5 protein-coding genes and 6 tRNA genes are annotated in these 6,273 nt (G+C 41.5%); all 11 read right to left on the reverse strand.

From position 1 onward, the window contains the following. Positions 1-41: 41 nt before the first annotated feature. On the reverse strand, positions 42-893 hold the full coding sequence (locus tag ABE547_RS03280; protein WP_347377425.1) for a C39 family peptidase: 852 nt from the start codon (positions 891-893) through the stop codon (positions 42-44). Positions 894-988: 95 nt separating this feature from the next. Beyond that, the gene (locus ABE547_RS03285) at positions 989-2,326 is read right to left on the reverse strand and encodes an MATE family efflux transporter (RefSeq protein WP_347377426.1); all 1,338 of its coding nucleotides are present in this window, start codon (positions 2,324-2,326) and stop codon (positions 989-991) included. Positions 2,327-2,415: 89 nt separating this feature from the next. Then, the gene (locus ABE547_RS03290) at positions 2,416-3,033 is read right to left on the reverse strand and encodes a flavodoxin family protein (protein ID WP_347377427.1); all 618 of its coding nucleotides are present in this window, start codon (positions 3,031-3,033) and stop codon (positions 2,416-2,418) included. A 53-nt stretch (positions 3,034-3,086) separates the two neighbouring features. Next, positions 3,087-3,938 (reverse strand): YitT family protein, encoded by an 852-nt coding sequence (locus ABE547_RS03295; RefSeq protein ID WP_347377428.1) that lies wholly within the window; start codon positions 3,936-3,938, stop codon positions 3,087-3,089. Positions 3,939-4,079: 141 nt separating this feature from the next. Then, on the reverse strand, positions 4,080-4,874 hold the full coding sequence (locus ABE547_RS03300; RefSeq protein WP_347377429.1) for a hypothetical protein: 795 nt from the start codon (positions 4,872-4,874) through the stop codon (positions 4,080-4,082). A 584-nt stretch (positions 4,875-5,458) separates the two neighbouring features. Next, positions 5,459-5,545, reverse strand: a tRNA-Leu gene (locus ABE547_RS03305). A 29-nt stretch (positions 5,546-5,574) separates the two neighbouring features. Next, positions 5,575-5,647 (reverse strand) — tRNA-Val (locus ABE547_RS03310). A 35-nt stretch (positions 5,648-5,682) separates the two neighbouring features. Next, positions 5,683-5,756, reverse strand: a tRNA-Asp gene (locus ABE547_RS03315). Positions 5,757-5,763: 7 nt separating this feature from the next. Further along, positions 5,764-5,837: transfer RNA gene (locus ABE547_RS03320), tRNA-Ile, on the reverse strand. Between the two features lie 28 nt (positions 5,838-5,865). Beyond that, positions 5,866-5,938: transfer RNA gene (locus ABE547_RS03325), tRNA-Thr, on the reverse strand. A 25-nt stretch (positions 5,939-5,963) separates the two neighbouring features. Next, a tRNA-Glu gene (locus tag ABE547_RS03330) sits at positions 5,964-6,035 on the reverse strand. Positions 6,036-6,273: the final 238 nt, after the last annotated feature.

Raw genomic sequence — 6,273 nt, forward strand, 5'->3', positions numbered from 1 at the left:
CTTACATCTGTAAGATTTTGTTGTCAAGCAGATTTCATGACCTACTCAGCTTTCCGAAAAACCCAGAGATCCCTTGCCTGTCCCAGGACAAGATCCGGATCCCATACTTTTTCAGATTTTTTCCTGCTGTTGGGATCATTTACCTTCCACTTTCCGTCCTCCATCCCTGTCAGCACAATAAAATGCCCTTCTGTCGTAAAGTCTCCCGGCCCCATGATTGCAACGATCGGATTGCCCACATAGAGATTGTCCTCCACACGTTCTTTGTCAGGCGGAATCTCTGTCACATCCATCCCAAGTTCTAGGCCGCCCTGTGACATCAACGCCCAGTCACTGCCCACATCATCAACTGCATAACCGTGTTCTGTTGCAAAATCTGCCATCCATGCAGGATTTTTGGAAGTATCACCGGTTAGAAATATCGTTACCATTGACAGACAGGTCGGTCCGCAGCCGCTAAGTCCCATCGGAGCTCCGGCATATCCCTTATATCCCCAGCGCTGATCCCACTGCATCAGAAGCGGAACCTGGTCTGCGGATGCATATTCCTCCAGATGAATCTCCTGCACTGTATCCTTATTCATCGGATACTCCAGAACATATTCTCTGGCTTCCTCATTCTTTTCATAAAGCTCGATCATATTCTCCGGATAATCGGATAACGTAAATCCATGCTTTTTTGCATATCGTTCAATCTCATTTTTCCCTATGAAAGAATCTGAAAGAGCAGTCATACTGTAATCCCCAACGCCCAGATTGTTACCGATGATTCTGCTGCATCGATTCCAAAGAAAACCTCCTGCTGCCAGAACCACAACACTGATTAAGAACAGTTTCTGTATTCTCCTGACTCTTCTTTTATGCTTTTGCCTTGTGAGCCTGTTCTTTTTCATGCTCTTTCACCTCCTGTACTTTACATGATAACAAAGTAAAGTTCAGGTTTTCTGGCGATTTCAGTAAGATATTCTTTCTTTTTCCTGTTGATATTTTAATTATTTCTTAATACTTTTCTCTGCATCCATATGTATACACAGATACAGATCACCACAGATACACAGGATCCTGTTGCCGTTGCAAGTCCCATCGGAAATAACGTGTCCGGGAAACGCTTTGATGCCAGATAGGCAAGTGGAATCCTCGCACATATGATGGACACCGAGTTATGCAGGAACGAAAATTGTGACAGTCCGTAAGCACAGAAATAACCACTAAAACAAAAATGAATTCCTGCCAGAATGCAGTCCCAGACATATCCATGCATATACTGGGTTCCAAGCCGGACAACTTCTGCATGTTCCGAAAACAATCCGATAAATGATTCTGCTGACAGCTGCATGACAAGCGCACAGACAATCCCGTAGGAAATGCAGACCATAATAGCATAACGCAGTGTCTGCTTTGCCCGGTCATGTCTGCCTGCACCGATATTCTGAGCAGCAAGAGCGGAAACCGTAGACAACATGGAAGACGGAACCAGAAACAAGAAGCCGATCATCTTCTCCACGATTCCTACCGCAGCAGCGTCATTTAGCCCACGTTGATTTACAATCACTGTAATTACAATAAAAGAAATCTGAATAAATCCATCCTGAAGCGCCACCGGAAGTCCAACCTTCAACAATTCTTTCATAATCTTTTTCTGTGGTCGCAGGTGCTCACGGTTCAGGGTCAGTCCCGTCTTTCTTCGCATAATAACCAGAAGTGACACCACAACGCTGAGCGTCTGGGACACTGTGGTTCCAAGCGCAGCCCCCGCCGGACCAAGCTTCAGAGCACCAATAAACAGATAGTCAAGTCCGATGTTCGCCACACAGGCAACCGCCACAAAATACATCGGACTTCTGGAATCACCCATTCCACGAAAAACAGAACTGATGATATTGTAAGCTGTGATAAACGGGATCCCGATAAAACAGATGATAAGATAAGATATGGTTCCACCGACCGCCTCTTCCGGAGTGGACATCACTGCCACGATGGGTTTCACAGCAAGCAGAAGCACAATCGTAACTCCTATCGATACTCCCAGGAACAGAATGATCGTATTTCCAATTGCTTCAGAAGCCTGCCTCAGCTTCCGCGCTCCGATCTCCTTGCCGATCATAACGGTCGAGCCCATGGCAAGTCCAACGATCATGACCGTCAGCATATGCATCACCTGGCTTCCGATCGACACAGCTGTCGTACTGTCCACACCATTAAACTGTCCGATAATAAACAGATCCGCCATCCCATAAAGCGTCTGCAGAAAATATGATAATAAAAAAGGAAGTGAAAAAGAAAGCATCGTCTTAAATACACTTCCCGTTGTCAGATTCTTTTCCATAATAATTTCCTGATTCCTTTCTTTCGATATTTTACCAGAAAATTATAGACTCTACAATAATTGTAGAGTCAACATAATCTTTTTTCATCTTATCGGATAAAATTCGTCGGCTGCATCGGCTCCTTCTGCGGAATTCCATAGGCTTCCTTTCCAAGTGCGATACTCTTGATCAGAAATGACATGTTGCGCGTCAGAGTGCGCATGCTCTGCAGACCTTCCAGATCCTGCTCTGCCTCCCCAATCTCTCTGCCGTGAATACTGTTCCAGTATTGTCCGGAAGCAACCGGCATGCCGGAGATCGTAAAAAACTTGTTCAGTTCATCAAAGGTAGAGGATAGTCCTCCTCTTCTTGCAGCTACCACACTTGCGCCGACTTTCATAGTTTTATCAAAACGTGTACTGAAAAACAGCCGTGTCAGAAATGCCACAAGTGTTGCATTGGCCAACGCGTAATAAACCGGGCTTCCTATTACAAGCCCGTCACACGCTTCGAACTTCGCCGCAAATGCATTTACCTCATCCTCGAATACACATTTCCCGGTCTTTGCGCAGGAACGACAGGCAATACAGCCTCTGATATTCTTATTGCCGATATGCACAATCTCCGTTTCAATTCCCTCTTCTGCAAATGTCTTCTCCATCTCATGCAGCGCAATGTATGTATTTCCATTCGCATGCGGGCTTCCGTTTAATAAAATAACCTTCATTGTAAACTCCTTCTCTGTTCAAAGTTTCCATTCAGACTGTTCCATACCTCTATTTAAGGTTTTATCGTATAATGGATATCACTTACGGTATACACCGTAATAAAAGCATTGGGATCTGTTTTCCTCAAAAACGACATTAATTTCTGATATTCATTCTTATCTACAATTGTTATAAGTTCTGTGTGTTTTTCCATCTTATATGCCCCTGTCGTCTCATACAGAGATGCGCCGCTGTGAAGATTCACGATGATAAACTCTCTGATTTCTTCCAGCTTTTCAGAAATAATACAGACACGTCTTTTGATGTTGTGACCGAAGATAAAATGATCCAGAATCATACCGTTAAAGTACGTTCCCAGCAAACTCAGGACAACGATTTTTTTATCATAGAAAAATGCGGAAGAAAGTGCAACACAGGTTCCTGCGATCGTCATTGCACGTCCGATTTCAATATGAAGATACTGATTCATAATCTTTGCAATAATATCAATTCCCCCGGATGATGCATTGATATTAAACAGCATACTCAGCCCAAAACTTACTACCAGAATATAGCAAAGTACATCCAGTTCCGGGCTTTCTGTAATGGAAGTATAATTAGGAAATAAATGCTCATACACTGCCAGATACCCGGATAACAATACACTTCCGTATACGGTCTTAAATCCAAAATCCGAACCGCACAGGAAAAATCCCAGGATCAAAAGCACTACATTTAATATCAATGTAATCGTCGAAATATGCAGCGGAACAACGTTTGTAAGTACAATTGCAAGACCTGATATAGAACTTACCGCCGCATGACTGGGTGCCAGAAAGAAAAATACCGCTGCCGCAATGATACAGTCTGCAATCGTAATAATAAAAAATTCTTTTGGTGAAATTAACTTTTTCAATTTTAACATAATATTTCTCCCGAACCTGATGGTTCCTCCTTTTTCCATGATTTAATTATATTATACATGAAATACATAAAAATACTTCAAAAATATAATCAAAAAATATATGATTTTAAAAAAGGAATACGATTTCCTGTCTGAGGCTTTTTACAGTAAATAATGCTTGATCATAAGCATGATTGTTCTGGAATTCAAGGGAGTTTTTCTTGTTTCATACGTAAGAATTAAGTCCTCTCCCGGGAAAATTCCATTTTGCTCATAACCGGAAATTTTTCGAACTGTTTTTTCTGCATATGCAAAATCATCCATCATTCCCAGATGCTCCCATAGGATTTCCTTCCTCAGCCTTAAGTTCAAAATTGTAAAATCCGGGTAAATCCTGCCTGTTCCTCTCAGATATAAGGGATATTCATAACGATAAGGAATCCCTTCTCTGTATAACATATCTGCGATGATAACCTCTGACTTTGAACGTACTCGTTCGCCTTTTGCAGTATAAAATTCCGGCATATTCTCATCAAATTCTTTTCCTTCATATTCTACACATTCCCACTCCTGAAGATATTGCTGATCCGATTTCCCGACTGGCTTGATTAATTTCTGACGTTCTTTATGCAGACTTTCATATACATTCTCTACATTAACCTGCGGATAATTATTGAAATACGTGTCAATTGCATCCACCTCTTTTTCAATCGCACGAAGCACTCTCTGATCATAATCTTTCTGCGCTAACTCCCTTGCAAGTTCAATCTCATTGCTGCGAATATACACACCGCTAAAATCTTTCGGATCATTTCTATGATAATACTGTGTCCTCTTTCCATGACTGCAGACACGCAGCGATCCTTCAGGGACTGTCCTGAGAGCCTCCACTTTTTCTTTTTTTAACTGAAGCAGAAAACTTTTTCGTGCCTCCAATAATTCTTTCACTTGTTCCATGGTATAACCTCCTGATATATATTTGTGGGATATTAGTGTGGAATTTTCAACACATTGATATTTTTAATGGGATATGAACGTAAAATTTTCAGCACATCAGATAGCTTCTCCTTTTCAAGTAATTCTCGATGCTAATTTCAAGCAATTTTGGTGATTTCTCGGGGCTTTTAGCAAATAGATATTTATTATGAGAGAATTCTCGATGCTCTAATTTCAATTTTTTTCTTATTTTCGGCAGATAGATTCTTGCTTTTCTATTCTTCTAGCTGAACCAAACTCATTTTTCAAGGATTTTTAACAGATAGATTCCTGCTTTCTAATACATCTAGATGAATAAGATTTGATTTTAATGGATTTTTAACAGATAGATTCCTACTTTCCGATACTTCTAGCTGAATCAAATTTGATTTTCAATAGATTTTTCAATGGGTGATCGGCGGATTGATGCCTAATATTAGATGAATACTAGATCATACCAGATTATTTTAGATTATTTTAGATTATTTTAGATTAGTCCCAGACCATTTTGAATAATGATAGATAAAAAGGCATAACCCTTACGGATTAAGCCTTAAAATAACAAATGCCGCAGACCGGAATCGAACCGGTACGGGAGTATAAGTCCCGCAGGATTTTAAGTCCTGTGCGTCTGCCAGTTCCGCCACTGCGGCATTCTTACAACACGATGTGTGTTGTAAAGTGGGACCAATAGGGCTCGAACCTATGACCCTCTGCTTGTAAGGCAGATGCTCTCCCAGCTGAGCTATGATCCCATATGAAATTTTATCGATGCATCTTTTGATGCAAACGACCCAGAAGAGACTCGAACTCTCGACCTCCGCCGTGACAGGGCGGCGCTCTAACCAACTGAGCCACTGGGCCAGGATAATGGACCTTCGGGGACTCGAACCCAGGACCGATCGGTTATGAGCCGATTGCTCTAACCAACTGAGCTAAAGGTCCAAAATCAATAAGTCCCTGTTAGGAACTAAGCCGATGATCGGACTCGAACCGATAACCTGCTGATTACAAATCAGCTGCTCTGCCAATTGAGCCACATCGGCAACTACAACCCAATCGCTTGGGCAATGACTCCGACGGGAATCGAACCCGTGTTACCGCCGTGAAAGGGCGATGTCTTAACCGCTTGACCACGGAGCCATGTTACTTTATCGCTGAAGATTTTGCTTTTAATTCCTCAAGCGACCGAGTTATATAATACCATAAGAATATTCTTTTGACAAGTGTTTTTCAAAAAAAATTGTTATTTTGTTTTAATTCTCATTTGTAAAACTTACTTCCACCCCTAACTAACCTGATGTGGAACTTACTACTTCCAAACATCAGGTATGGAAATTACTTATTCTTAATGCTATCTTATTCCTGTTCATCCATCTCT

The sequence above is a fragment of the Dorea sp. YH-dor226 genome (assembly GCF_039832105.1).
GTDB lineage: Bacteria > Bacillota > Clostridia > Lachnospirales > Lachnospiraceae > Dorea_A.

Excerpts from the sequence above, each read along its gene's own strand:
- ABE547_RS03285 (WP_347377426.1), bottom strand. The coding sequence starts at position 2,326 with ATGGAAAAGAATCTGACAACGGGAAGTGTATTTAAGACGATGCTTTCT.
- ABE547_RS03300 (WP_347377429.1), bottom strand. The coding sequence starts at position 4,874 with ATGGAACAAGTGAAAGAATTATTGGAGGCACGAAAAAGTTTTCTGCTT.
- ABE547_RS03280 (WP_347377425.1), bottom strand. The coding sequence starts at position 893 with ATGAAAAAGAACAGGCTCACAAGGCAAAAGCATAAAAGAAGAGTCAGG.
- ABE547_RS03290 (WP_347377427.1), bottom strand. The coding sequence starts at position 3,033 with ATGAAGGTTATTTTATTAAACGGAAGCCCGCATGCGAATGGAAATACA.
- ABE547_RS03295 (WP_347377428.1), bottom strand. The coding sequence starts at position 3,938 with ATGTTAAAATTGAAAAAGTTAATTTCACCAAAAGAATTTTTTATTATT.